This window comes from Bradyrhizobium sp. Ai1a-2, from assembly GCF_000426245.1.
Lineage (GTDB): Bacteria > Pseudomonadota > Alphaproteobacteria > Rhizobiales > Xanthobacteraceae > Bradyrhizobium.
In genome coordinates this window covers 1-23,808 of sequence record NZ_AUEZ01000061.1, presented here as the reverse complement: position 1 = coordinate 23,808, position 23,808 = coordinate 1, and the positions used below count along the sequence as shown (strand labels likewise).

The 23,808-nt window shown below is 65.0% G+C and carries 24 protein-coding genes and 1 tRNA gene; 21 read left to right on the top strand and 4 right to left on the bottom strand.

What is annotated here, in order from left to right; all coding sequences use genetic code 11:
• Nucleotides 1–166 precede the first annotated feature (166 nt).
• From K288_RS0130705 to K288_RS0130695, 3 genes are read left to right on the top strand one after another with little or no spacing between them, the layout of a single operon-like run.
• Nucleotides 167–1,966, top strand: a complete 1,800-nt coding sequence (locus K288_RS0130705) for a thiamine pyrophosphate-binding protein (RefSeq protein ID WP_084799819.1) — start codon at nt 167–169, stop codon at nt 1,964–1,966.
• A 28-nt stretch (nt 1,967–1,994) separates the two neighbouring features.
• Nucleotides 1,995–3,668, top strand: coding sequence for an FAD-dependent oxidoreductase (locus K288_RS0130700; protein WP_027582998.1), 1,674 nt, complete (start codon nt 1,995–1,997; stop codon nt 3,666–3,668).
• Nucleotides 3,669–3,683: 15 nt separating this feature from the next.
• A complete protein-coding gene (locus tag K288_RS0130695) occupies nt 3,684–4,709 on the top strand; it encodes a hypothetical protein (RefSeq protein WP_027582997.1) in 1,026 nt (341 codons plus the stop codon).
• A gap of 275 nt (nt 4,710–4,984) precedes the next feature.
• On the opposite strand, the gene K288_RS0130690 is transcribed toward K288_RS0130695, so the two are convergent.
• Nucleotides 4,985–5,061: transfer RNA gene (locus K288_RS0130690), tRNA-Pro, on the bottom strand.
• A gap of 69 nt (nt 5,062–5,130) precedes the next feature.
• Between K288_RS0130690 and K288_RS0130685 the strand changes: the two genes are divergently transcribed.
• From K288_RS0130685 to K288_RS0130670, 4 genes are read left to right on the top strand one after another with little or no spacing between them, the layout of a single operon-like run.
• Nucleotides 5,131–6,150, top strand: a complete 1,020-nt coding sequence (locus K288_RS0130685) for an L-threonylcarbamoyladenylate synthase (RefSeq protein WP_027582996.1) — start codon at nt 5,131–5,133, stop codon at nt 6,148–6,150.
• Nucleotides 6,151–6,176: 26 nt separating this feature from the next.
• Nucleotides 6,177–7,604, top strand: coding sequence for an FAD-binding oxidoreductase (locus K288_RS0130680; RefSeq protein ID WP_027582995.1), 1,428 nt, complete (start codon nt 6,177–6,179; stop codon nt 7,602–7,604).
• The gene (locus tag K288_RS0130675; RefSeq protein WP_027582994.1) at nt 7,601–8,053 is read left to right on the top strand and encodes a GNAT family acetyltransferase; all 453 of its coding nucleotides are present in this window, start codon (nt 7,601–7,603) and stop codon (nt 8,051–8,053) included. The genes K288_RS0130680 and K288_RS0130675 overlap by 4 nt, the downstream gene beginning before the upstream one ends.
• 12 nt (nt 8,054–8,065) lie before the next feature.
• Nucleotides 8,066–8,647, top strand: coding sequence for an NUDIX domain-containing protein (locus tag K288_RS0130670; protein WP_027582993.1), 582 nt, complete (start codon nt 8,066–8,068; stop codon nt 8,645–8,647).
• Nucleotides 8,648–8,690: 43 nt separating this feature from the next.
• Here the strand turns inward: K288_RS0130670 and K288_RS0130665 are convergent, their stop codons facing one another.
• Nucleotides 8,691–9,455, bottom strand: coding sequence for an SOS response-associated peptidase (locus K288_RS0130665; RefSeq protein WP_027582992.1), 765 nt, complete (start codon nt 9,453–9,455; stop codon nt 8,691–8,693).
• Nucleotides 9,456–9,631: 176 nt separating this feature from the next.
• Between K288_RS0130665 and K288_RS0130660 the strand changes: the two genes are divergently transcribed.
• The 4 genes from K288_RS0130660 (at nt 9,632) to K288_RS0130645 (ending at nt 11,470) form a co-directional block, all read left to right on the top strand.
• A complete protein-coding gene (locus K288_RS0130660; RefSeq protein ID WP_027582991.1) occupies nt 9,632–10,117 on the top strand; it encodes a hypothetical protein in 486 nt (161 codons plus the stop codon).
• Between the two features lie 101 nt (nt 10,118–10,218).
• Nucleotides 10,219–10,638, top strand: a complete 420-nt coding sequence (locus tag K288_RS0130655; RefSeq protein WP_027582990.1) for an NUDIX hydrolase — start codon at nt 10,219–10,221, stop codon at nt 10,636–10,638.
• 62 nt (nt 10,639–10,700) lie between these two features.
• Entirely contained in the window at nt 10,701–11,078 is a 378-nt protein-coding gene (locus K288_RS0130650) for a TIGR02301 family protein (RefSeq protein WP_027582989.1), read from the top strand.
• A 128-nt stretch (nt 11,079–11,206) separates the two neighbouring features.
• A complete protein-coding gene (locus K288_RS0130645) occupies nt 11,207–11,470 on the top strand; it encodes a hypothetical protein (RefSeq protein WP_027582988.1) in 264 nt (87 codons plus the stop codon).
• Nucleotides 11,471–11,596: 126 nt separating this feature from the next.
• On the opposite strand, the gene K288_RS0130640 is transcribed toward K288_RS0130645, so the two are convergent.
• On the bottom strand, nt 11,597–12,931 hold the full coding sequence (locus K288_RS0130640; protein WP_027582987.1) for a dihydroorotase: 1,335 nt from the start codon (nt 12,929–12,931) through the stop codon (nt 11,597–11,599).
• A gap of 130 nt (nt 12,932–13,061) precedes the next feature.
• Here K288_RS0130640 and K288_RS0130635 point away from each other — a divergent pair, with 130 nt between their 5' ends.
• From K288_RS0130635 to K288_RS0130590, 10 genes are all read left to right on the top strand, one after another.
• Complete coding sequence (locus K288_RS0130635; RefSeq protein WP_027582986.1) at nt 13,062–13,943, top strand: folate-binding protein YgfZ; 882 nt, start codon at nt 13,062–13,064, stop codon at nt 13,941–13,943.
• On the top strand, nt 13,940–14,566 hold the full coding sequence (locus K288_RS0130630; RefSeq protein ID WP_027582985.1) for a DNA-3-methyladenine glycosylase I: 627 nt from the start codon (nt 13,940–13,942) through the stop codon (nt 14,564–14,566). Before K288_RS0130635 ends, K288_RS0130630 begins: the two co-directional genes overlap by 4 nt.
• Entirely contained in the window at nt 14,563–15,180 is a 618-nt protein-coding gene (locus K288_RS0130625) for an HD family hydrolase (protein WP_027582984.1), read from the top strand. Before K288_RS0130630 ends, K288_RS0130625 begins: the two co-directional genes overlap by 4 nt.
• Nucleotides 15,181–15,386: 206 nt before the next feature.
• Nucleotides 15,387–15,551: a hypothetical protein gene (locus K288_RS54255; protein WP_201449746.1), complete on the top strand. Its 165-nt coding sequence runs from the start codon at nt 15,387–15,389 to the stop codon at nt 15,549–15,551.
• 141 nt (nt 15,552–15,692) lie between these two features.
• On the top strand, nt 15,693–16,199 hold the full coding sequence (locus K288_RS0130615; protein ID WP_027582983.1) for a protein-tyrosine phosphatase family protein: 507 nt from the start codon (nt 15,693–15,695) through the stop codon (nt 16,197–16,199).
• Nucleotides 16,200–16,317: 118 nt separating this feature from the next.
• Nucleotides 16,318–19,008, top strand: coding sequence for a DUF2339 domain-containing protein (locus K288_RS0130610; protein WP_027582982.1), 2,691 nt, complete (start codon nt 16,318–16,320; stop codon nt 19,006–19,008).
• Between the two features lie 37 nt (nt 19,009–19,045).
• Nucleotides 19,046–19,618 carry a TetR/AcrR family transcriptional regulator gene (locus tag K288_RS0130605; RefSeq protein WP_027582981.1) on the top strand — a complete coding sequence of 191 codons (573 nt, stop codon included), beginning with the start codon at nt 19,046–19,048 and terminating at the stop codon, nt 19,616–19,618.
• A 50-nt stretch (nt 19,619–19,668) separates the two neighbouring features.
• Nucleotides 19,669–20,643 carry a zinc-dependent alcohol dehydrogenase family protein gene (locus K288_RS0130600; protein WP_027582980.1) on the top strand — a complete coding sequence of 325 codons (975 nt, stop codon included), beginning with the start codon at nt 19,669–19,671 and terminating at the stop codon, nt 20,641–20,643.
• A 332-nt stretch (nt 20,644–20,975) separates the two neighbouring features.
• A complete protein-coding gene (locus K288_RS0130595) occupies nt 20,976–21,416 on the top strand; it encodes a FecR family protein (RefSeq protein ID WP_084799825.1) in 441 nt (146 codons plus the stop codon).
• Between the two features lie 3 nt (nt 21,417–21,419).
• Nucleotides 21,420–23,288: an adenylate/guanylate cyclase domain-containing protein gene (locus tag K288_RS0130590; RefSeq protein WP_027582978.1), complete on the top strand. Its 1,869-nt coding sequence runs from the start codon at nt 21,420–21,422 to the stop codon at nt 23,286–23,288.
• Between the two features lie 253 nt (nt 23,289–23,541).
• Here K288_RS0130590 and K288_RS0130585 read toward each other — a convergent pair whose 3' ends face one another.
• Nucleotides 23,542–23,799, bottom strand: coding sequence for a MarR family winged helix-turn-helix transcriptional regulator (locus K288_RS0130585; RefSeq protein WP_027582977.1), 258 nt, complete (start codon nt 23,797–23,799; stop codon nt 23,542–23,544).
• Nucleotides 23,800–23,808: the final 9 nt, after the last annotated feature.

The window sequence follows — 23,808 nt, the reverse complement described above, 5'->3', positions numbered from 1 at the left end:
CATCGACCTGTCTGGATAAGAAAATATTTGATTGTCGGAACGAACAGGGCTGGTTTCCATAGCGATTTACATAGTAAACTCCACGTAGCTTGAATCGGAAACACAATTAATAGTTGTTGGGGTCGCAGCTGAACCGCAGAAGCGGGCTCTGCGAACGGGGGAAACGATGCCGGCATCAACGAAGCCTAGTGTTGCGGATCAGTTGCTGGACTATCTGGCGCTCGAGGATGCCACGACCATTTTTGGCGTTCCCGGCGCCGGCGTCATGCATCTGCTCAAGCGCATCCATGACCGCGACGAATTCAGATACATCATCACCCGGCACGAGACCGGCGCCGCCTATATGGCGGACGGATATTATCGAGCGACCGGAAAACCCGGCGTGGTGCTGGTCACCAGCGGCCCGGGCGCGACCAACGCGCTGACCGGTACCATGAACGCGCAATTCGACGGCTCGGCCGTGCTGACGCTCACCGGCGAAGTGCCGGAGCAGTTCTTCGGCCGCGGCTATCTGCAGGAAGGCACCGATTGTGGGCTCAATGTGCGTGACATCTATGCCGCCGCCACGCGCTACAGCGCCGATATCCCCGATGCCTCGAGCATGCCGATCCTGGTCGAGCAAGCGCTGCGATCCATGCTGTCGATCCCCCGTCGTGCCGTGCACCTTGGTATCGCCGACAACATTGCCGCCGCGGACGCTCAAACGGGTCTCTACGTCTCCGCGCGGCCGCCGAAGAGCCCGGAAGCCTATCGTTGCCTGCCGGTAGGCGCGCCCCAGCATGGGGTCCGCCGTGCGCTCGAGGTGCTGAGCTCGGCCAAGCGCCCGCTCATTCTGCTCGGCAATGGCTGCTGGGAGGCGCTGCGCGATCCGGCGACCGCGCGGGCGTTGCGGTGCCTGGTCGAATGGTGGAACATCCCGGTCATCACCACCTCGGACGGCAAGGGCGCATTTCCAGAGACGCATCGACTTTCGCTGCGTGCCTACGGCTTCGCCGGCTGCCTCTGGCCGCAATACTGGATGATCGACCCGGCAACCAACGCCGCGGCGCATGACGCCCTGCTGGTGATCGGCTCCTCCCTTGGCGAGCTCGCTACCTACAAATGGAATCCGATGCTGGTGCCCAAGGGGCCGTTCCTGCAGGTCGACCTCGACCAGTCGGTGATCGGCCGGGGCTTTCCGGTCACCGATGGCATCGTTGCGGAAGCAGGCGCCTTCATTCGCGCGCTGTGGGATCAGGCGCCGGCCTTCCCGCACGATCCCGCCGCCGTTGCGGCGCGCGGCAAGGAGATCGCGGAGATCAGGGAAAACCATTCGCCGGTCGTTTCACCCCCGGACGACGCACGGACGTCGGGAACGCTCCATCCGGCGGCGCTCTGTCAGCTGCTGAACGACCATCTGCTGCAGAACGAAGATCTTCCCGGTGCGATGGTATTCATCGACAGCGGCAACTGTGTCGGTTGGTCGATGCACTACATGATCGTGCCTGAGGGGCGCGAAATGCATAGCGCACTCGCCATGGGCCCAATGGGCTTTGCGGTCTGCGCCGTGGTCGGTGCGCGCTGTGGCAGACCTGATCGGCTCTGTGTCGCGCTGGTCGGCGATGGCGCGCTGCTCATGCATCTTGGTGAAATCAGCACAGCCGCTCAGAACAAGATCGGCGCCATCTGGGTCGTGCTCAACGACAATGACCTGAACATGGTTTCCCAGGGCATGAACGCATTTCTTCCTGATCCCGTTCCGTTTTCGTATCCCCTGGGCAACCCCGACCTGCGCAAGGTTGCGGAAGGTCTTGGCGCCGCAGCGTATGACGTCGAACAGCCGGCCGATTTTGCCCCGGCCTGGGAAGCGGCGCTGCGCGGTGCTGCTGCCGGACGGCCACAGGTGATCGTCGCGAAAGTGGATCCGAAGGCGGCGCCGCCGTATTGGAGCAAGCCTTATTGGCCCACGACGGCGATCGCCGATTGAATTTTACGGCTTCGAGGGGGCGAACCAAATGCAGCAACAACCGGATCTCGATATTGCGATCGTCGGCGGCGGCGTCGGCGGCATCTATACCGGCTGGCGATTGATGACGTCGGCGCTCGGCGACGGCCTGGCGGCGAACTGGGCCAGCGCGCGCGGTGGCCCTCTCAGGGTGAAGCTGTTCGAGGGCAGTGATCGCATCGGTGGCCGGCTGCTCTCTGCCCGCTCACCGCATATGCCCGACACCACCGCCGAGATCGGCGGCATGCGCTACGTCAGCCCCGCGCAAACGCGGATGAAAGACCTGGTCGAGAACGTACTCAAGCTGCCGATCCATAAGCAGATCGTGGACGTCTCAAACAACATTGCGTTCCTGCGCGGCCAGCTTCTGCGCACGTCACAGCTTGGCGACCCGGACGTGCTCCCCTACTGGTTCGACCCGGCCGAGGCCGAGTGGCTCGCGGCCCAAACGGGTGCCAGTCCGGCGGAGCTGATCACGCGGGAATTGATCAAGCTCATGCCGGAGATCCCCGACAAGCTCAAAAGCGGCCAGCTCCGGCAATACCTGCTGGACCAGAAGATCGACGGCCTGCCGCTGTGGCAGCACGCATTCTGGAACCTGCTGGCCAAGTATATCAGTCCGGACGGCTACAACGCTGCGCGCACGACCGTCGGCTATGACTGCCTGGGCGGCAACACCAACGCGCTCGACCTCATCACCGAATTTTTCGATTTTGCGGAGGGTGTCGAGTACCGGATGGTGAACGAGGGCTACGAGGCGGTGCCCTGGCAATTGCAGCAGAGATTCCGCGACGCCGGAGGCGAAATCGAATTCAACTGCTGGCTGGATGGCTTTGTTGGCGTTGAGCTCGCCGACGGATCGAAGGGCGTACAGCTTGATTTGCGCGATGGCCGCAAGATTACCGCTCGCGCCATCGTGCTTGCGATGCCCCGTCGCGCGATCGAATTGTTGCGGCCGGAGGGCGAGGTACTTGACTCAAGGAACACTCAATTCCGACACGACCTCGCCTCGGTCCGCGCGATTCCGCTCTTCAAGTGTTTTCTGCTGTATCCCGAGAGCTGGTGGCAGGCGGCAGGGGTTTCCAGCGGCCGATCACTCACGGACCTGCCGTTGCGGCAGTGCTATTATTGGCCTGCCGGTTCGGACGGTGGTGGCGTGCCCAAGCCCGGCGAGCGCGGCCTCGTGATGGCTTATGACGACCTCCTGAACGTCGACTTCTGGGCTGGTCTCGACACCATCGCGGACGTGCAGAGGGCCGGCCTGCAATTGGGCGCGCCAGTGCTGCGCGCGCTGCCGACATTCAACCGAGCCCCAAGTCCGCTTGCGTCGTCACTTCAGACGGACGAGTTCTCCAAGCGGTTGCAGGCAAATTGGGACGCGCACAAGGCCACGCAGCCGATGGTGGACGAACTGCACCGCCAGCTGTTGCAGATGCACGGCATTGAGAGCGCGCCGAAGCCGACCGATGCCGCCTATATGGACTGGTCGCGCGATCCGTATGGCGGCGGCGTGCATCTCTGGAACGTCAACTACAACTCGGCAGAGATGCTCGAGCACATGACCCAGCCCGTCGCGAACTTTCCCTGTTATATCTGCGGTGAAGCGTACTCGACCAACCAGACATGGGCCGAGGGCGCGCTGGAGACTGCCGATATCGTCCTGCATCGTCTCGGCTTAGCCTGATCCGGAGTGGCCCGCATGACTGAAAGCCGCATCGGCATTATCGGCATGGCCCAAAATCTGCCGGCTGACATCCGCACCAACGACGACAGGATCTTCGATTGGCTCCGTGAGCACCATCCTGACGGACAGGGTCTATTCACGGGCTATGACAAGCGCCATGTGCTGGCCGAGGGCCAGACCGTGCTCGATATCCTCGTGCCGGCTGCACGCGCAGCGATTGCCGATGCTGGCCTGGACATCAGCCAGATCGACATCGTCATGGGCAGCCTCTCTCCGAATACCTATTTCGTACCGCCGGATTTGTTCGCGCTGACGCGAGATCTGAAGCTCTCGGACAGGACGCTGACGATTCCGCTGGCAAATGATTTCAGCAATTTCAATGTCGGCGTGGCACTGGCCGACGCCATGATCCGCGCCGGACGTGCGCGCAACATCCTGGTCGCGATCGGCGGCGGCTGGACAACCATCATGGATTACCACACGCCGCAGTCGGTGAGCGCGGCCGACGGCGCGGCCGCTGCGGTGGTAGGCGTGGCAGCGCCGGAGCAGCAACCGCGCTGGCGTCTGGTGGATACCGAGGTGATCGCCCAGGAGCAGAATTTCGGCGATATGTTTCTGATCGGCGACCGTCGCCAGGTACGGTTTGAACCCGGGGTCTCGGACCCGAATCCGCAGGCCCAGAACTGGACCGGTCCCTACTACCACGTCACCGAATCGGGTCTGAAGCATTTTGGCACCTTCGGTGGCCAAACGGCGCCGCAGGCCGTGAGCCGCCTCCTGCAACGCCAGGGCATCTCTTCCAAGGACGTTACCCTGACCGGCCACCAGGCCTCGCAGACATTGCTGGATGTCTGGCAAAAGACGCTGGAGCCCGGCGCGACGTTCTTTACGCTCGCCGAAAACGCCAACATGACCGTCGCAAATATTCCCGTGAATCTGTGCCTGATGCACGGCAAGGTGAGCACACCATGGGTCGTGGCGCTTAGCCTCGCCGGCGACATGCACGCCCACGCCATACTGCTGCGGGCGCCGGAAAAGTAACCGGTTTCAGAGGGCGGTCGATTGCGGTGGCCTGCGGACCCGGGAAGCCCGCGGCTCATCGGGACGCTGGCCCCGCCAGATGCGATTAGGCAACCTGATTCCCGAGCGCCCCTTCGAAATCCCATCAATCTCAACTTGCCCAGACCGCGGCCCGCACGGGGTCTCCGAGGCTGGAAAATCGTCCGAAATCTGCGGTGGAGATGCCGCTAAGAGGCCATTTGGTTGCGCATTTCGTTGCGCCGCCGGAATGCCGAAATTATAAGTCATTGAAATAATGGTCGGAGTGGCAGGATTCGAACCTGCGACCCCTGCGTCCCGAACGCAGTGCTCTACCGGGCTGAGCCACACTCCGACTGAGAACGCGGCTTATAGCGTCGGGCTTGAGCGACCGCAAGCAGCGCATTCGAGGATTTTAGTCACAGTGAAAACCAGCCTGAAAACCCGGATCTTGCCGGCCGGAACAGCCACGACTGCCGCGGCGGCCGGCGTACTCGCCGAAGGCGGCCTGGTGGCGTTCCCGACCGAGACCGTCTACGGGCTCGGCGCCGACGCCACCAACGCGACCGCGATTGCCCACCTCTACCAGGCCAAGGGGCGGCCGGCGTTCAATCCCCTGATCGCGCATGTCAGCGATCTCGCCGCCGCACGCCGAATCGCCCGATTCGACGCGGTGGCGACCGCGCTCGCGGAAGTGTTCTGGCCGGGGCCGCTGACGCTGGTGCTGCCGAAAACGGAAGACTGCCCGGTGGCGGAGCTTGCGACCGCGGGGCTCGATACGGTCGCGGTGCGCGTGCCCGCCCACGCCATTGCCCGCGACATCCTGCGCGCCCTCGGCCGGCCGGTGGTGGCGCCTTCCGCCAACCTCTCCGGCCATGTCTCGCCGACCACGGCGGAGCATGTCGTAAGCGACCTGTCGGGGCGCATCGACCTGATCGTCGATGGCGGCCCGGTCGAGGTCGGGGTCGAATCCACCATCGTCGGCTGCTTCGACCGCGCCACGCTGCTGCGGCCGGGCGGCCTGCCGCGCGCCGAGATCGAGCGCGTGCTCGGCCACAGGCTCGATCAATTGCCGGCGGACGCCGAAAGCGACAACGGCCAGCCGCTCGCGCCGGGCGACGGCGGCAAGCCGCTCGCGCCGGGCATGCTTGCCTCCCACTACGCCCCGCGCACGCGCGTGCGACTCAACGCCGACAGGATCGAGCCGGGAGAGGCGCTCCTGGCGTTTGGGCCCCTGAACATATCGGGGGTTGATTCGGCGGCCGCCGTGATGAATCTGTCGGCGGAAGGCGATCTTGCCGAGGCCGCCGCCAATCTGTTCGGCTATCTCCGCGCGCTCGACACCAGGGCCGCGCGTGCGATCGCGGTAATGCCCATTCCGGGTGAAGGCCTGGGCGAAGCCATCAACGACCGGCTGCGCCGCGCAGCCGTTGGCCGCGAATGAAGGCGGCCGGAGTGAAAGAGACCGGGATGAACATCGCAGAGCCGCCAGCGCCGCAGCTTCCGCCGGAACTGATCGACAAGTTCCGCGCCATCGTCGGCGACAAATATGCGGTGACTGACGCCACCGACATCGCGCCCTACCTCGTCGAGGAGCGCAACCTGTTCCAGGGTCGCTCGCCGCTGGTGCTGCGGCCGGGCTCGACCGCGGAGGTCGCCGCGATCTGCAGGCTTGCCTCGGCGCATCGCATCGCGCTGGTGCCGCAGGGCGGCAATACCGGCCTGGTCGGCGGACAGACGCCGCATCATGGCGAGGTGGTGATTTCGCTGCGGCGGATGGACAAGATCCGCGAGATCGATACCGCCTCCAACACCATGACCTGCGAGGCCGGCGTGGTGCTGCAGGTGGCGCAGCAGCGCGCCAGCGATGTCGACCGGCTGTTTCCGCTCTCGCTCGGCGCCGAGGGAAGCTGCACCATCGGCGGCAACCTCTCGACCAATGCCGGCGGCACCGCTGCATTGGCGTATGGCGTGGCGCGCGAGATGGCGCTCGGGCTCGAAGTGGTGCTCGCCGACGGGCGCGTGCTCAACGCGCTGTCGAAACTGAAAAAGGACAATACCGGCTACGACCTGCGCAATCTCTTCATCGGCGCGGAGGGCACGCTCGGCATCATCACCGCGGCGACGCTCAGACTGTTTCCGAAGCCGCGCGCGATCGAGACCGCCTTTGTCGGGCTGAAATCGCCGGCGGATGCCTTGAAGCTGCTGTCGATCTCGCAAACCGAAGCCGCCGGCAGCCTGACCAGCTTCGAGCTGCTCGCCGACATCGCGGTAGATTTCTCGATCCGCCATGGCATCGACATCCGCGATCCGCTTACGAGCAAGCACCCCTGGTATGTGCTGATGGAGCTTTCCTCGCCGCGCGACGATGCGCGCGATACGCTGGAAGTCATCCTCGCCGAGGGCATGGAAGACGGCATCGTCGACGACGCCGTGATCGCCGCGAACTTGAGCCAGCGCCAGGCGTTCTGGAAATTGCGCGACGAGATGTCAGCGGCGCAGAAGCCGGAAGGCGGCTCGATCAAGCATGACATCTCGGTGCCGGTCGCCGCGGTCCCGGCCTTCATCGAGGAGGCCAACGCGGCGGTGGTCAAGCTGATCCCGGGCGCGCGGCCGGTGCCGTTCGGCCATCTCGGCGACGGCAACATCCACTACAATGTCAGCCAGCCGATCGGCGGTGACAGCGCGGACTTCCTCGACCGCTGGCACGAGGTCAACGCTGTCGTGTTCGACATCGTGCTGCGGATGGGCGGCTCGATCTCGGCGGAGCACGGCATCGGCGTGCTCAAGCGCGATGAACTGCCCGACGTCAAGGACAAGGTCGCGATCGAACTGATGCGCAGCATCAAGGCAATGCTCGATCCGCTCGGCATCATGAATCCTGGAAAAGTGCTGTGAACGCTTCAACCCACGAGACGCTGACGATCAAGCCAATTGAAGACGCTGACGTCGGCGACGTCGTCGCGCTGTGGCAACGTTGCGGCACGGCGCGGCCATGGAACGATCCGGCCGCAGACATCGCGCTCGCGCGCAAGGAAAGTAATTCGACGGTGCTGCTGGGCCGGCACGACGGCGATATCGTCGCGTCGGTGCTGGTTGGCCATGACGGCCATCGCGGCTGGGTTTATTACGTCGCGTCCGATCCCGATCACCGCTTCAAGGGTTTTGGCAAGGCGATGATGACAGCGGCTGAAGACTGGCTTCGTGCCCGCGGCATCGAAAAAATCCAGCTAATGGTGCGACCCGACAACAGCAAGGTTCAAGCCTTCTATGAATCGCTCGGCTATTTCGAGCAGAAGCGTATCTTCTACGCCAAATGGCTCGATGGCCGCGAACCGACACCGTAGCCCGAGGCACCCGTGAGCATCTCCGACCGTATCCGCGTCAAGGACGTCCGCATCCTTTCGGACGCGCACTACGTGCTGAAGTCGGTGACCTTCGACTACCGCCGCAGCGACGGTGCCTGGCAGACGCTGAGCCGCGAGGTGTTCGACCGCGGCAATGCCGCGACGCTGCTGCCCTACAATCTCGCCGCGCGCAGCGTGGTGCTGGTGCGGCAATTCCGCCTGCCTCCCTTCATCAACGGCCATGACGATTTCATGATCGAAGCGGCCGCGGGCATGCTGGACGACGAAACCCCGGAGAACCGGATCCGCGCCGAAGCGGAAGAAGAGACCGGCTACCGGCTTCATCACGTCCACAAGGTGTTCGAGGCCTATATGAGCCCGGGCTCGGTGACGGAGAAACTGCATTTCTTCGTCGCCGAATATGATTCCTCGATGCGGGTCGGCGACGGCGGCGGACTTGCACACGAAGGCGAGGACATCGAGGTGCTAGAACTGTCGATCGATGAAGCGCTCGCGATGATCGCAGACGGCCGCATCGTCGACGCCAAGACCATCATGCTCGTGCAATACGCGGCGCTGAATATTTTTCGGTGAGTCGTACGGTGGCCAAAGCGCAGCGTGCCCATCCTACGATCCCCTAAAACAAACTCCCCTGCCCGTCATCGTCTTCCGCCATCGGCGGCGCCTTGCGCGGTGTCGTCCGCTTCGGCTTCGGCGCTTCGGCCGGGCGCTCCTCGTCCGTGATCGGCAGCACCAATTGCGCATCGTCATTGGCGGCGTGGTTGACCCGCGTCGAAACTTCATGCCAGGCGAATTCGCCGACCGCTGGGCCCTTCAAGAGCGGCATCGCCAGCGACACCTCGTCGTTGCGGCAATCGAGCCAGCGCTCGAAAGCTTCAGGCGAGATCGTCACGGGCACGCGGTGATGCAACCTCGCCAGGTCGGCGCTCGCCGGTGCGGTGATGATCGCAACCGTATCGATCTCCTCGCCGTTCGGGCCCATCCAGGTCTCCGCCAGCGCGGCGAAGCCGACCGGCTGCCTGTCGCGGCGATAGATGAAATAGGGCCGCTTGCGGCTGCCCTCGTCGTGCCATTCATAATAGCCGTCGGCCGGGATCAGCGAGCGACGACGCCGGATCGCGTTCTTGAAGGCGGGCTTCTGCAGCACCGTCTCCGAGCGGGCGTTGAACAGGAGGCCGACCTGACGGGGATCCTTGACCCAGGCGGGCACCAGGCCCCAGCGCATCAGCCGGAAATGCCGGCCGCCGTTCTCGAGGATCACCACGGGAACGGGTTGGGTCGGCGCAATGTTGTGCCGCGGCGGGAAATTGGGCTGCTCAGCGTAGCCAAAGAGCAGCCTGATTGCCTCAGGCGGCGAGGTGATGACGAAGCGTCCGCACATAATCCGGGAGAACTAAGTACTCGTTCAGGACCTTTTAACCGCCGCTGTCAAACATTGGAGCGTTTTCAAGCGAAGTGGACACCGGTTCGCGTGAAGAAAACGCGTCGAAACAAGAATCCCGAGCATTTCGGTTCTGATTCAATCAGAACCGAAATGCTCGGGGCGGGATGACTTCCATGTCCGATCGCCAGACCCCGCGACCGGCGGGCCCGGACGAGGCCCGGGCGGCGGCATTGCGTGCCGCCAACATCAATCCGCGCACCGGGCTTGCCACCGATTACCTGAATCACTTCAACGAAGCCATCATGCTGCTCGAGATGATTCCGGATATGCCGGAATGTGCCGAGGATTTCATGAGCTGGCGCCCGATGTCCTATGCCGAACATTTTACGGCCTCCAACTTCAGGGCGCGCGACCTCGCGATCGAGGCCTATGAAGCGGCCGATCCCACGACCCGCGCCGAGTTCGACAACATTACGACAACCATGACCTCGATCCTGACGGCGGTGAGCACCGCGATGGGCAAGGTGCACCAGGACAAGACCCGTGCCAAGCTGGCCGAGCAGGCCACGATCTGGGTCAAGCCGCTGGTCGCACTCGCCGGCGGCATCATCAATGGCGGCACGGAGGCCGACATCGAACGGATCATGGCGAGCGAGTAGCTGAAACATGGTCTTAGCCGGGCTTGACGAACCTGGCGGTTAGACCTTTCGCCGCCAATCGGGCATGATCGGTACCGGTTTCCCCGGTTTTGGATCGCCTCTTGACCTCCCCCGCCCTGCCTGCCCGTCCTCAGCTTGCCGTTTCCGGCGCGATCTTTCGCGACGGCAAGGTGCTTCTGGTCCGCCGTGCACGATCGCCCGGCAAGGGGTTCTATTCGCTGCCGGGCGGCCGGGTCGAATTCGGCGAATCCCTGCATACGGCGCTGCACCGGGAGGTCGACGAGGAGACCGGACTCCGGATCGACATTGTCGCTCTGGCCGGCTGGCGCGAGGTGCTGCCCGGGCCGACCGGCGGCGGGCACTATCTGATCTTGTCGTTTGCGGCGCGATGGGTGGCGCAGGACCCCCACCTGAACGACGAACACGACGATTTCAAATGGCTTGAGCCGGAGGCGATCGGCGATCTCAAGGTCACCGGCGGACTGCAGGAGGTGATCCAGGCCGCCCGGCGGCTGATTTGAAGCCCTATGGGCAGGTCCCGGCGCCTTGCCTGCAGCACAATCCACAGGCATATGACGCTGCCATGTCGAAAGTTCTCCTGGCCGCCCTCATCCTCGTCACGGCGTGCAATCTCTCGCCCGCGCGGGCGGAGGATGCCGCGGCGCCGTTTGACGGCGACCTGCAGCGGCTCGCCGAAATTCTCGGCACCCTGCACTATCTGCGCGGCATCTGCGGCAGCAACGAAGGCGCCAAATGGCGCAACGAGATGCAGGCGCTGATCGACGCCGAAACCCCCTCCGGCGACCGCCGCGCCCGCATGATCGCGGGCTTCAACCGCGGCTATAACGGATTCCAGCAGACCTACCGCAGCTGTACGCCGGCGGCCGTCGTGGCAATCCGCCGCTACGTCGAGGAAGGTTCGAAGATCTCGCGCGACCTGACCGCGCGCTATGCCAATTGAGCGATTTACCCTACACGCCGGCATTAACCCTTCCTAAAGAAGTGGCCTAGGCGTGCCCAATCTGCATGCTACAGCTTTGTGCATGACGTGATTCGCCGTGAATCGCGCCAACATGCCCTGTGAGTTTCATGCGCATTCCAGCGTTTTCGATTGCCCGCGACCCCCTGCCTGACCACGAGCAGAAGCAGGCCGCGCTCAGCTACCTCAACGAGGCCTGGGCCGAAGCGCGCCATGACGGCATCGATGGCGACTGCCTCGCGCAGGCGAGCCTGTTCGCCGCGCTTGCCGAACTGGTCGGCACCTATGGGGAAGAGGCGGTGGCGAAGTTCGTCGAGGGGCTGCCGGCGCGCGTGCGCAACGGCGAGTTCTCGCTGACGCTGGCGCGGCAGTAATCGTTTCCGCATAATCCGCCGTCATCACCCGCGAAGGCGGGTGATCCAGTATTCCAGAGACAGTCGCGATCAAGCCGAGAGGCCGCGGCGTACTGGATGCCCGCCTGCGCGGGCATGACGCCGGGGCTACGCCTTCAACGTCTCCAAAAACCGCACCGGCTCGCCCAGCGATGGCGTCACCACTTCGCCCTGCCACATCACCCGCTTGCCGCGGATGAACGTGCCGACCGGCCAGCCGATGACGCGCATCCCGTCATAGGGCGTCCAGCCTGCGCGCGAGGCGATCCACTGGTTGGTGATGGTCTCGCTGCGCTTCAGATCGACGATGGTAAAATCGGCGTCATAGCCGGCCGCGATGCGGCCCTTGCAGGCGATGTTGAAGAGCCGCGCCGGGCCGGCGCTGGTGAGGTCGACGAAGCGCGCCAGCGACAGGCGGCCGGCGTTGACGTGATCGAGCATCAGGGGCACCAGCGTCTGCACGCCGGTCATGCCCGAGGGCGAAGCCGGATAGGTCTTCGCCTTCTCTTCCAGCGTATGCGGGGCGTGATCGGAGCCGAGCACGTCGATGATGCCCTGCTCGATGCCGTACCAGATCCTCTCGCGATGGTCGGCCGAGCGCACCGGCGGATTCATCTGCGCATGGGTGCCGAGCCGCTCGTAGCATTCCGGCGCCGCCATGGTGAGGTGATGCGGCGTCGCCTCGCAGGACGCGACATCCTTGTGGTCGCGCAGGAAATCGATCTCCTGCTTGGTCGAGATGTGCAGCACGTGGATGCGCTTGCCGGTCTCATCCGCGAGCTTGACCAGCCGCTGCGTCGCCATCAGCGCGGCGACCTCGTCGCGCCAGACCGGATGCGAGCGCGGATCGCCCTCGACCCTGAGCGGCTTGCGGTCGTTGAGGCGGTATTCGTCCTCGGCGTGGAACGCGGCGCGGCGGCGGATCACGTTGAAGATGCGGCGCAGACTATCGTCGTCCTCGACCAGCAGCGTGCCGGTCGAGGAGCCGATGAACACCTTGACGCCGGCGCAGCCCGGCGCGCGTTCGAGTTCCGGCAGGTCCTGCACGTTCTCGCGGGTACCGCCGATGAAGAAGGCGAAATCGCAATGCATGCGGTGATGGGCGCGCTTCACCTTGTCGATGAAGGCGGATTCCGTCACCGTCAGCGGATCGGTGTTGGGCATCTCGAATACGGCCGTGACGCCGCCGAGCACCGCGCTGCGCGATCCGGTCTCGAGATCTTCCTTGTGGGTCGGGCCGGGCTCGCGGAAGTGCACCTGGGTATCCATCACCCCGGGCAGGACGTGCAGGCCCTTGCAGTCGATCACCTCGTCGGCGGAATCACAGTTCAGGCCGCCGATCTCGGCGATGCGGCCGCTCCTGATGCCGATGTCGCGGACACCCTCGCCGTCCTGATTGACCACGGTGCCGGATTTTAGAATGGTGTCAAAATGCTGATTCATCGCTCCTCGCGCCCGTGTTCAAGGTGCCTGCCGGGCCTTGTTCGGCGCAGTTTAGCGCCTTAACTTCGCAGGGGATATCGGCTAGCTCCGTTTCCCAAAGGAACCTTGGAAAAGGGCCGAATAAAGCCGCATGACAGCAGCATTTCTACCCGATCGGGGCGTGGTCAAGGTGACGGGCGAGGACGCCCGCAACTTTCTCAACGGCCTCGTCACGTCAGACCTGACCGACCTCAAGCCGGGCGCGGGCCGGTTCGGCGCGCTGCTGACCCCGCAGGGCAAGATCATCGTCGATTTCCTGATCACGGAGGCGCCGGCGGGGCATGGCGGCGGCTTCCTGATCGACGTGCCGCGCGCGCTCGCGCAAGCGCTGACCGACAAGCTGCGCTTCTACAAGCTGCGCGCAAAGGTCGCGGTCGAGAATCTGTCCGACGGGCTGGGTGTGCTGGCGGCCTGGGACGGCGAGCCGGCGACGAAGCCCGACCTCTGCTTCGCCGATCCCCGCAACGACGCGCTGGGCTTCCGGATCCTGGTGCCCGAAGACTTGAAAGCCAGGGTCGCGGGTCTCATCGGCGCCGACCTCGTCGACAGTGCCGCCTATGAGGCGCACCGCATTGCGAATGGTGTCCCGCGCGGCGGGCTCGATTTCAGCTATGGCGATGCTTTCCCGCACGAGACCAACATGGACCGCCTTGGCGGTGTCGATTTCGACAAGGGCTGCTATGTCGGCCAGGAAGTCGTGTCGCGGATGCAGCATCGCGGCACCGCGCGCACGCGCACTGTCAAGATCATCCTGGACGATCTCTCGCCCGAGCCGGGCGCCACGATCCTGGCCGGCGACAAGCAGGTTGGCACCATGGGCTCGTCCGCCGGACAGAACGGACTGGCGCTGATCCGCACCGACCGCGTCGCTGACGCGCTCGATGCCGGGCTTTCGCTTTCCGCCGGCGGCCTCGGTCTGAGGCTCGCCGAGCCTGACGTCGTGCGCGCCGCGCCGAAAAAGACCGTCGCATGAGCCGCACTGCGCAACTGCATCCCGACGGCAAGATTCGCTGCCCGTGGCCGGGCGAAGATCCGTTCTACGTCGCCTATCACGACGAGGAGTGGGGCGTGCCGGAATATGACGACCGCGCGCTTTACGAGAAGCTGATCCTCGACGGTTTCCAGGCCGGCCTCTCCTGGATCACGATCCTGCGCAAGCGCGAGAATTTCCGCAAAGCCTTTGACGACTTCCAGCCCGAGAAGATCGCGCGCTACAACGCCAAGAAGGTCCACGCGCTGATGAACGATGTCGGCATCGTGCGCAACCGCGCCAAGATCGAGGGCACGATTGCGAGCGCGAAGTCCTATCTGAAGATCATGGAAGAAGGTCCGGGCTTCTCGAAATTCCTGTGGGATTTCGTCGACGGCCGGCCCAAGGTCAACGAGTTCAAGACCACGGCGAGCGTGCCGGCCTCGACGCCGCTGTCGATCAAGGTCTCGAAGGAGCTGGCCTCGCGCGGCTTCAAGTTCGTCGGCCCGACCATCGTCTACGCCTTCATGCAGGCGACCGGCATCGTCAACGACCATCTCGTCACCTGCTTCTGCCACGAGAGCTGCGGCGGCAAGCATCGCAGCCTCCGTTTCAAAGTGAAATGACCGGCAAAAGATCGCAGGCCGCGAAAGCTGACACGCGCGCCTGGCAGCGCATGCTTTCCGGGCGAAGGCTCGATCTGCTCGATCCTTCGCCGCTCGACATCGAGATCGCCGACATCGCCCACGGGCTCGCCCGCGTCGCCCGCTGGAACGGCCAGACCAGCGGCGCGCATATTTTCTCGGTCGCGCAGCATACGCTCCTGGTCGAGGCGGTGATGCGGCAACAGACCCCGCGCATCGATGTCGGCGTGCGGCGCGCGGCGCTGCTGCACGATGCGCCGGAATATGTCATCGGCGACATGATCTCGCCGTTCAAGGCGGTGCTCGGCGGCGACTACAAGACAGTGGAGAAGCGCCTGCTCTCCGCAATCCACATCCGCTTCGGCCTGCCGGCGATGCTGGCCGACGAGATCACGCAGCAGATCAAGGCCGCCGACCGCGGCGCCGCCTTTCTCGAAGCAACCCGCCTTGCGGGATTCTCGGAAGCCGAAGCCAGGCGCCTGTTCGGCCGCGATCCCACACTGCCCGAGGCGACCGAGCGCGACTACCTGACACCCTGGACCGCGGCAAAAGCCGAGAAGCGGTTCCTCGAACGCTTCAACGCGGTGGCGGCGTAATCTGGTAAGGTAGGCAAAAGCGGCCGCGCGTCCCCTTATCGAACAGATGTGCGCCGACCCGGCGAATCAGCGGTTGCACTGACGGCAGGGCTGAAGGGTTCCTTCACCTTGATCCAGGGTTACACCCGAATTGGCTATAGCTCCGCGAGCGCTTCGCGTTGATAGAGTCAGACCGCCGCTGCTGGGGGCCAAACGGAGTTGTCCGAATGGGTGTGGCAGGCTGGCGCTTTGCGCATATGAAGAGAACTCCTGGCGGGCGAACGGCAGTTGTCGCTGTGCTGGAACAATTGCCGTTTGTCTGCGCGCTGGTGGTCGCAGTCGGCTCGATGATCATGATCGGAATCACCCTCTACAAGGATTGGCCGCAGTGAGGGGGGAATAGTCGGTGGGCAAAGCGCAGTGTGCCCACCGTTCCAGAAGCGAAATCGTGGAAGCATGGTGGGCACGCTGCGCTTTGCCCACCCTACGGCAGCGGCTATAATTGGGCGTGACCACGTTGCCCAAGGACCATGATGCTTCACGTCTGCTCGCTCGCCCTGCTTCCTGAAACCGTAAGACTGACCGGCGCCAGCCACATCCTCACCGTGATGGCCAACGTCGCCCAGGTGCAGCGGCCGCTCTCCGTGCTCGAGGCCAACCATCTGCGCGTGCAGGTTGACGACATCACCGAAGTGATGGACGGCTTCATCGCGCCGTCGGAAATGCACATCGAGCAAGTCCTGAACTTCGTGCGGAGTTGGGACCGCAGCGCCCCGATGGTGGTGCACTGCTATGCCGGCATCAGCCGCTCGACGGCGAGCGCATTCGCCGCCGCCTGCGCGCTCAATCCGCACCGCGACGAGGTCGCGATCGCACGCCAAATCCGCGCCGCCTCCCCGATCGCGTCGCCGAACCGGCTGATGGTGAGCCTCGCCGACAAGGCGCTCGGGCGGCAGGGCCGGATGGTCCGCGCGCTCGACGAGATCGGGCCGGGCGCGATGAGCGTCGAAAACCAGCCGTTCCGGGTCGACCTGGAGTGAGCCGCGCGGAATTGCCGCTTTGATGATTGAACTTTTTGCGGCTCAACCTCCACTCAATGGATTGCGACGACCGCGGACGTGATTGGCTACGCCCCTCGCGCGCCCGCCTGGAGGCCTGATGCTGGAGTTCATTGTTTTCGTCATTGCGATCGTCGCATTTGCGTTTGCGCTGAAGTCAATGAACGAGGTGGCCGCACTGCGCACGCGGCTCGACGCCCTCGAGACTGCGACTGCCACGGCGGCACGGCCGGCATCGCCGCCGCCACTCGCCCCGGAGCACGAGCCCACGCCTGCGACCTCGCCGCCGTCTGCGGCCATGCCTCCGCCGTTACCGCCCGAGGCCATCCAGGCCGCACCCGGGATGGCCGAGCAAGCTGCAGAACCTGACGCGCCATCCGGCACTCCGCCCGCGCCACCCCCGCTGCCGCCGTCACAACCCGGCTTCGAGGAAACCATCGGCACCCGATGGGTGGTGTGGCTCGGCGGCCTGACGCTGGCGCTCGGCGGCTTCTTCATGGTGCGCTATTCGATCGAGGCCGGCCTGCTCGGGCCCGGCGTGCGCACCATGCTCGGCGGCCTGTTCGCGCTGGCGCTGCTCGGCGCCGGTGAATGGACGCGGCGCAAGGAAAGCATTTCCACGATCGCACCGCTGCTCTCAGCCAATATCCCGGCGATCCTCACCGCCGCCGGAACGTCCGTGGCATTCGCGACCGTCTATGCGGCCTACGCGCTCTACGACTTCCTCGCGCCCGCTACCGCTTTCGTGTTGCTCGGACTGGTCGCGCTCGGCACGCTCGCCGCAGCGCTGCTGCATGGGCCGGCGCTGGCCGGACTCGGCGTCGTCGGCGCCTTCGCCACGCCGATCCTCGTTTCATCCGAAAAGCCGGATTTCTGGGCGCTCTACATCTATCTTGCGATCGTCACCGCGGCGTCGTTCGGCCTCGCCCGAATCCGGCTGTGGCGCTGGCTTGCCGTCACCACGGTCGTGTTCGCGCTGCTCTGGACCTTTCCGTGCCTGCAATGCGGGCCGTCGATGATCGGACCGCACGCCTTCCATGTCATCGCCGGATTCATCCTCGCGGCGCTGTTGGTCGTCTGCGGCTTCATGTTCGGACCGGAGGCGGAGGGCGAACAGGTCGAGCCGATCTCATCGGGCTCGCTGATCGTCTATCTGTTCGGCGCGCTGCTGATCGTGCTGAACAGCTTTCACGCCGACCCGGCGCTGATCAGCTTCGGCCTCCTGGTCGCCGGCAGTCTGTTCGTTGCCTGGCGCACGCCGGCGGCCACCGCGGCCATCTGCGCAGCCGCGCTGTTCGTGTTCATCGTGTTCGCGGAATGGGCGGTGCGCGGCAATCCGGACATGCTGGTTTTGCCCGGCGGCCCCCTGCCCGGCATCGGTCCGAACGCCACCGACGGCTCGGTCTCGCTGCACCTGACCACGGCGGCGATCTTCGCCGGCATGTTCGGCGTGAGCGGCTTCCTCGCGCAGCGCCGCTTCACCGAGGCTGCGATCACCGTGCAGTGGGCTGCGGCCGCCACCTTCACACCGCTGGCGGTATTGGTCGCGCTCTACGCCCGGATCGCGCAGCTCGACCGCTCGATCCCGTTCGCGATCCTCGCGGTATTGCTCGCCGCGGCCTTCGCCGCCGCGACCGAATTCCTGACCAGGCGCGAGGATCGGCCCGGACATTCGGCCTCGATCGCGCTGTTTGCGACAGGCACGCTCGCCGCGCTGGCGCTTGCGCTCACTTTCGCGCTGGAAAAGGGTTGGCTCACGATTGCGCTGGCGCTGATGTCGCTCGGCACCGCCTGGATCTCGCTGCAGCGGCCAATTCCATTCCTGCGCCAGTTGGCCGCGATCCTCGCCGGCATCGTGGTGCTGCGCATCGGCTACGAGCCGCGGATTGTCGGCGATGCCGTCGGCACCACGCCGATCTTCAACTGGCTGTTGTGGGGCTACGGCATTCCCGCCGCCTCGTTCTGGGCAGCCAGCATCTTCCTGCGCCGCAACGGCGACGATGCGTCGCTCCGCGCGGTGGAATCGGCTGCGATCCTGTTCACGGTCCTGCTCGCCTTCATGGAGATCCGCCACGCCGTCAACCAGGGCGACGTCTACCGCAACAGCGCCGGCCTCACCGAGGTCGCGCTGCAGGTCTGCACGGCGCTGGCGATGGCGATCGGGCTGGAACGGCTGCGCATTCGCACGGCCAGCATCGTGCACAACATCAGCGCGGTGCTGCTGACGGTGTTCGCCGGTCTTGCCGCGGTCTTCGGCCTGATGCTGCTGGAGACGCCGATCCTGTGGCCGATCAATGTCGGCGGCAGCTTCATCAACCTGCTTCTGCTCGGCTATGCCCTGCCCGCGGTGCTGGCGCTGCTGTTGTCCTATGCGGTCGCCGGACGGCGCCCGGCCGCCTACGGCAACACGCTCGCGGCCGGCGCGCTGATCCTCGCGCTCACCTATGTCAGCTTCGAAATCCGCCGGCTCTACCACGGCCCGGTGCTGTCGCATGGCCCGACCACGGGCGCCGAGCAATACACCTATTCGATCGCCTGGCTGGCATTCGGCGTCGTGCTGCTCGGGATCGGCATCGTCGTTGGCTCGCAGCGCGCGCGGATGGCCTCGGCCGCCGTCATCGCGCTGACCATCGTGAAGGCGTTCGTGATCGACATGTCGCAGCTCACGGGCGTCTACCGCGCGCTGTCCTTCATGTGCCTCGGCGTTGTGCTGGTCGCGATCGGCTGGTTCTACCAACGCATCCTGTTCCGCCGACAGGCGGCGGCGCCGCCGGTCGCTGGCGCAGGCTGAGCTTGGCGAAGCCCGTGCCAACGCGTAGATAGACGGCATGGCAAGACCGCGCAGTTTCGATCCCGACGAAGTGCTCGACCTCGCGCGCGACGTGTTCTGGCAGAACGGCTTTCAGGGCACATCGCTCGACGACATCACCGCAGCGACAGGCCTCACCAAGCCGAGCCTCTATGCCGCCTTCGGCGACAAGAACGCGCTGTTCCTGAAGGTGCTCGACCGCTACCACGCCTATATCGTCGAAAAGGCCGAGCACATCATCAATGACGGGCCCTCCGCGCGCGAGGCCATCCAGCGCTGGCTGACCGGCTTCGTGCCTCGTTGTTCGGGCGTGAAGGGCAGCCGCGGCTGCCTCTCCGTCAATACCTCCGTCGACGGCGTGGCCGAACAGGAGGTGCGGAAGCGGATCCAGGCCTTCAACCGCAAGCTCGAGCAATTGCTGCGCGACCGCCTGCGGGCCGACCGTGCCCAGTTCGCCGACGACTTCGATCCCGATGCGGTCGCGCATACGATCATGGCGATCTATCAGGGGCTCATGGTGCTGGCAAAGGACGCCCCGGACGCGGCGCGCGTCCGCGCCACGCTCGACCAGGCGATGAAGCTGCTTTCTTGACAGCGCCTCCCCGTTATATACTATGTAGTATATAATTTGGAGGCACTCCCATGAAGGCGATCCAGATCGAGGCGTTCGGCAACCCGGCCGAGGTGATGAAACTCGTCGACGTTCCGGATGTCGGCGCCCCCGGCGACGGCGAAGTCGTGCTCGCGCTGGAGGCCTCGCCCATCAACATGAGCGACCTCCTGATGATCTCGGGCCGCTATGGCTACCGGCCGAAACTGCCGAGCGTTGTGGGAACGGAGGGTGTCGGGCGCGTCGTGGCGGTGGGTCGTGGCGTCACGCATCTCAAACAAGGCGACCGTACGCTGATCCCCTATCCCTCGCCGGCCTGGGCGGAACGCATCAAGGCGGATGCCAGTTGGTTGCGGGCGCTCCCCGACGGCGATCCGTTGCAACTGGCGATGCTCGGCATCAATCCGGCAACGGCTTACCTGTTGCTGACCGATTTCGTCACATTGGCTCCCGGCGCCTGGGTGATCCAGAACGCGGCCAATTCCGGCGTCGGTCGCGCAGTGATCGGAATCGCGAAGTCGCTTGGATTGAAGACGGTCAATGTCGTTAGGCGCGAGGAGGTCGTGGCGGATCTCAAGGCGAGCGGCGGCGACGTCGTGCTGGTCGACGGTCCCGATCTGAACAAGCGCGTCGCTGCCGAGACCGGCGGCGCGCCGATCGCGCTCGCCATCGATGGCGTCGCCGATACCGCGACGATGAACCTGATTACGTGCCTGGCGCCGAAGGGCATACTCGTGTTTTACAGCGCAATTAGCGGCAAGCCCTTCGTCGGCCCTGCCCAGCCCTTCATCTTCCGCGACATCGCGATACGCGGTTTCTGGCTCGCCAACTGGTTCAACAGCGCCACCGCCGAGCACGTCACCGCGATGTATGACCACCTCGCGCCGCTGGTGGCCTCGGGCGCGATCAGCGCGCCGGTCGCGGGCACCTACCGTTTTTCGCAAATCCCCGAAGCGGTGGCGGTCGCGCAGAAGAACCGCGGCAAGGCGCTGTTCACGCCGGACTGAGCGAGCCGGCGGGACAAATCGGCAGGTTCCCATCGCGCCCAAGCGCCCCCGCGAGCCCGCCTCAGCGCGCCCCTGACATCACGCCCCTGTGACGCGACTTTGGGCATGACTTTGTGCATGACGAAGCGCCGCGTCGGCTCGTGCCATTGGCACCGGACCCGGGCAGACATTTTCTGGACATAGTGTAAGTTTCAAAGAGCGACATTGCAGCGACCGACTATTTTGGCGAGGGGAGCGTTTTGCACCGGGACATTGCGGGAGCGCTCGCGCGGCTTGCGAGCCTGGCGATCATCTGCACAACATTTGCGATCCAGCCTGCGGCAGCGCAGACGATGGCCTCGACATGCCCGTCGGAGGCGGGCCCGCGAGCAACGCAGATTTTGCGCTGCCATGACGGCCTGATCATCGTCGCCGAAGATGGCGCCAGGTTCACGCTGCAAGGCCACGATGGCAGCGCCACGTCCGTCGATCTGCAGAGCAAGGCACTCCTCCTCGACGCGCCCAAGCAGCCCGGCAAGAATCGTTTTCGCGTCAACACGCCACAAGCGATTGCCGCCGTGCGCGGGACCAAATGGGCGGTCGATGTACAGGAGGCCAGGACATCGGTGCTCGTGCTGCAGGGCCGGGTCGCCGTGCGCCGGCCGCGCGGCGGCAACCAGGTGGTGCTTGGTCCGGGCGAAGGCGTCGATGTCGATCCGGGAAACGAGCCGCTGGCAGTCAAGCGCTGGGGCCAGGCGCGCGTCGATGCGCTGCTCGCGCGCCTCGGGCAATGATCCTTGGTAAGCGGCCGGATTCCTCAAACATCAATCGCGCTTCTGCTCTCACTCGTCTGGGCAGCCGCGCTGGGAATAGGCCACTGGAACGGCGGCGTTCAATTCCTCGATCGCGCCGAAGGCGCGCTGACCGACCTGCGCCTGCTCGCACGCGGTGAGCGCGCGGCGCCCGATTTCGTCACGATCGTCGCCATCGACGATGAGACGGTCGCCAAGCGAGGCGGCTATCCGCTGCCGCGCGCCGATCTCGCCGCGATCATCGAGACGATTGCCCGTAACGCACCGCGCGCGATCGCAGTCGACCTCTTGCTGCTCGACCAGGGCAAGGATGGCGGCGACGCCGCGCTCGCACAAGCGCTCGGAAAGCGCCCCTCCGCTATTGCCGCTGCCGCCGTGTTTCCCGATGCGATCCAGATCCTGGAGGCGGACGACAAGAGCCCGCTCGCGCGCCTGCCGCGGGCGGAGAAATTCCTGCGCCCGCTTCCTGCGTTCGCGGAACATGCTGATGTCGGCGTGGTCAACCTGACCACCGACAAATCGGGCACGCCACGCGGCATTCCGTTGCTGGTCCGCACCAGAGACAAGGTCGAGTTGTCGTTTCCGCTGCGCGTCGCGGCGCTGGCTTCAGGCCGCGATCCGGTGATCGAGGCGGACAGCGTTCGCCTCGCCGGTCAGAACATCCCGACCGACATCGATCATGTGCTGCCTCTCGCCTATTACGGCCCGCGCGGCACGGTGCCGACGGTAAGCGCCGCGTCGGTGCTGGATGGTGACGTCGCGCCAGCGGCTATCCGCGACCGCATCGTCGTCATCGGTGCGACGGTGACGGGCGGCGGCGACGTGTTTCCGACGCCGTTCGATCCCGTGATGCCTGGTGTCGAGATCGTCGCGACTGCGATCGATCACCTGATGACCGGCGGCGGTATCCTGCGCGATCGTTCGACACGCCTGGCCGACGCGATCCTCGCAGTAGTGCTGACGCTGGCGGTGGTCGGCCTGCTGGCATGGCGGCGCAGCGCGGCCGGCCTGCTCTCGATCGCGGCGCTGGTTGCGATCTGGGCTGTCGCCAATGACGTCGCATTTTCGCACGGCATCTGGCTCAGCGCAGCATTGCCGATTGCCGCCGCCGCGCCGCCGGCGATCCTGTTCGGGTCGATCCAGCTTTGGCTCAACCGGCGGCAGGCGCAATATTTCGCCGTCAAGAGCGAGCTGTTGCAGCAGTTCCAGGCGCCGGCGCTCAACAAATGGCTGACCGGCAATCCGGCGTTCCTGCTCGAGCCGCAGCACCAGGATGCGGCGGTCATCTTCATCGATCTCTCGGGCTTCACGGCATTGAGCGAGACGCTCGATATCGACGCGGGGCTCGCACTGCTGAAGGATTTTCACACCCTCGTCGACGACGAGGTCGAGGCGCATGGCGGAATCATCACGAGCTTCCTCGGCGACGGCGCCATGATCCTGTTCGGCCTGCCGGGAGCCGCCCCGGACGACGCGCGCAAGGCCGCACACTGCGCGGTCACGCTCTGCAATCGGGTGGCGCAATGGATCAATTCGTTGTCGCCCTCGATCGCGACGCGAACCGGCTTCAAGGTGGGCGCGCATTTCGGGCCGATCGTCGCCTCGCGGCTCGGCGGCAGCTATCAGCACATCACCGCGACCGGCGATACCGTGAACGTGGCGAGCCGTCTGATGGAGGTTGCGGCCAACTTTGGCGTGGCGCTCGCGCTCAGCGATGACCTGCTGCAACGGGCCGGACCAGCATCGGCATTGTTCGAGAGCGGCACGCTCACCGGTCCCAGCGAGACGCTGATCCGAGGACGCACCCGCCCGCTCACAGTCTGGCTATGGCACAACGATGGGCGTCCGGGCTAAAGCGAAGAGATCAGGTTGAATTGCATCCGCGATCGCTGCTGGGCTCCCTCTCCCGCTTGCGGGGGAGGGCTGGGGTGGGGGTCTCTCCGCGATTCACGCTGTTCGAGCGTGGGGAGAGAGCCCTCACCCGGCGCTAACGCGCCGACCTCTCCCGCAAGCGGGGGAGGTGAACGCGTGGACGGGCCGATTCAACCAAAACGCATCACGACCTAGTGGCTCCGCACAGTGATTTTGACGGATTGGATTGAGGTGGTCAGATAAGTTCCGGCAGACACTTGGGATCGACGAGGACCTCGATACTGCGAGCTGTCCTTTGCTGCCTTTTAATGAGTCCAACTCGTTCCAGCGTCAGCACCATTTGATGAACCGAAGGCGGGCTGACGCGGAAATATTCCCTAATGTCGGCTTCTGCCGGAGGCCTGCGGTGCAGCTTCGTATAGAGGTGGATAAAAGCGAGGTATTGCCCCTGTTTGGTCGTGAAGGTTTTTGCCGAAGGACTCACGCCGGCCATCCGATTCAG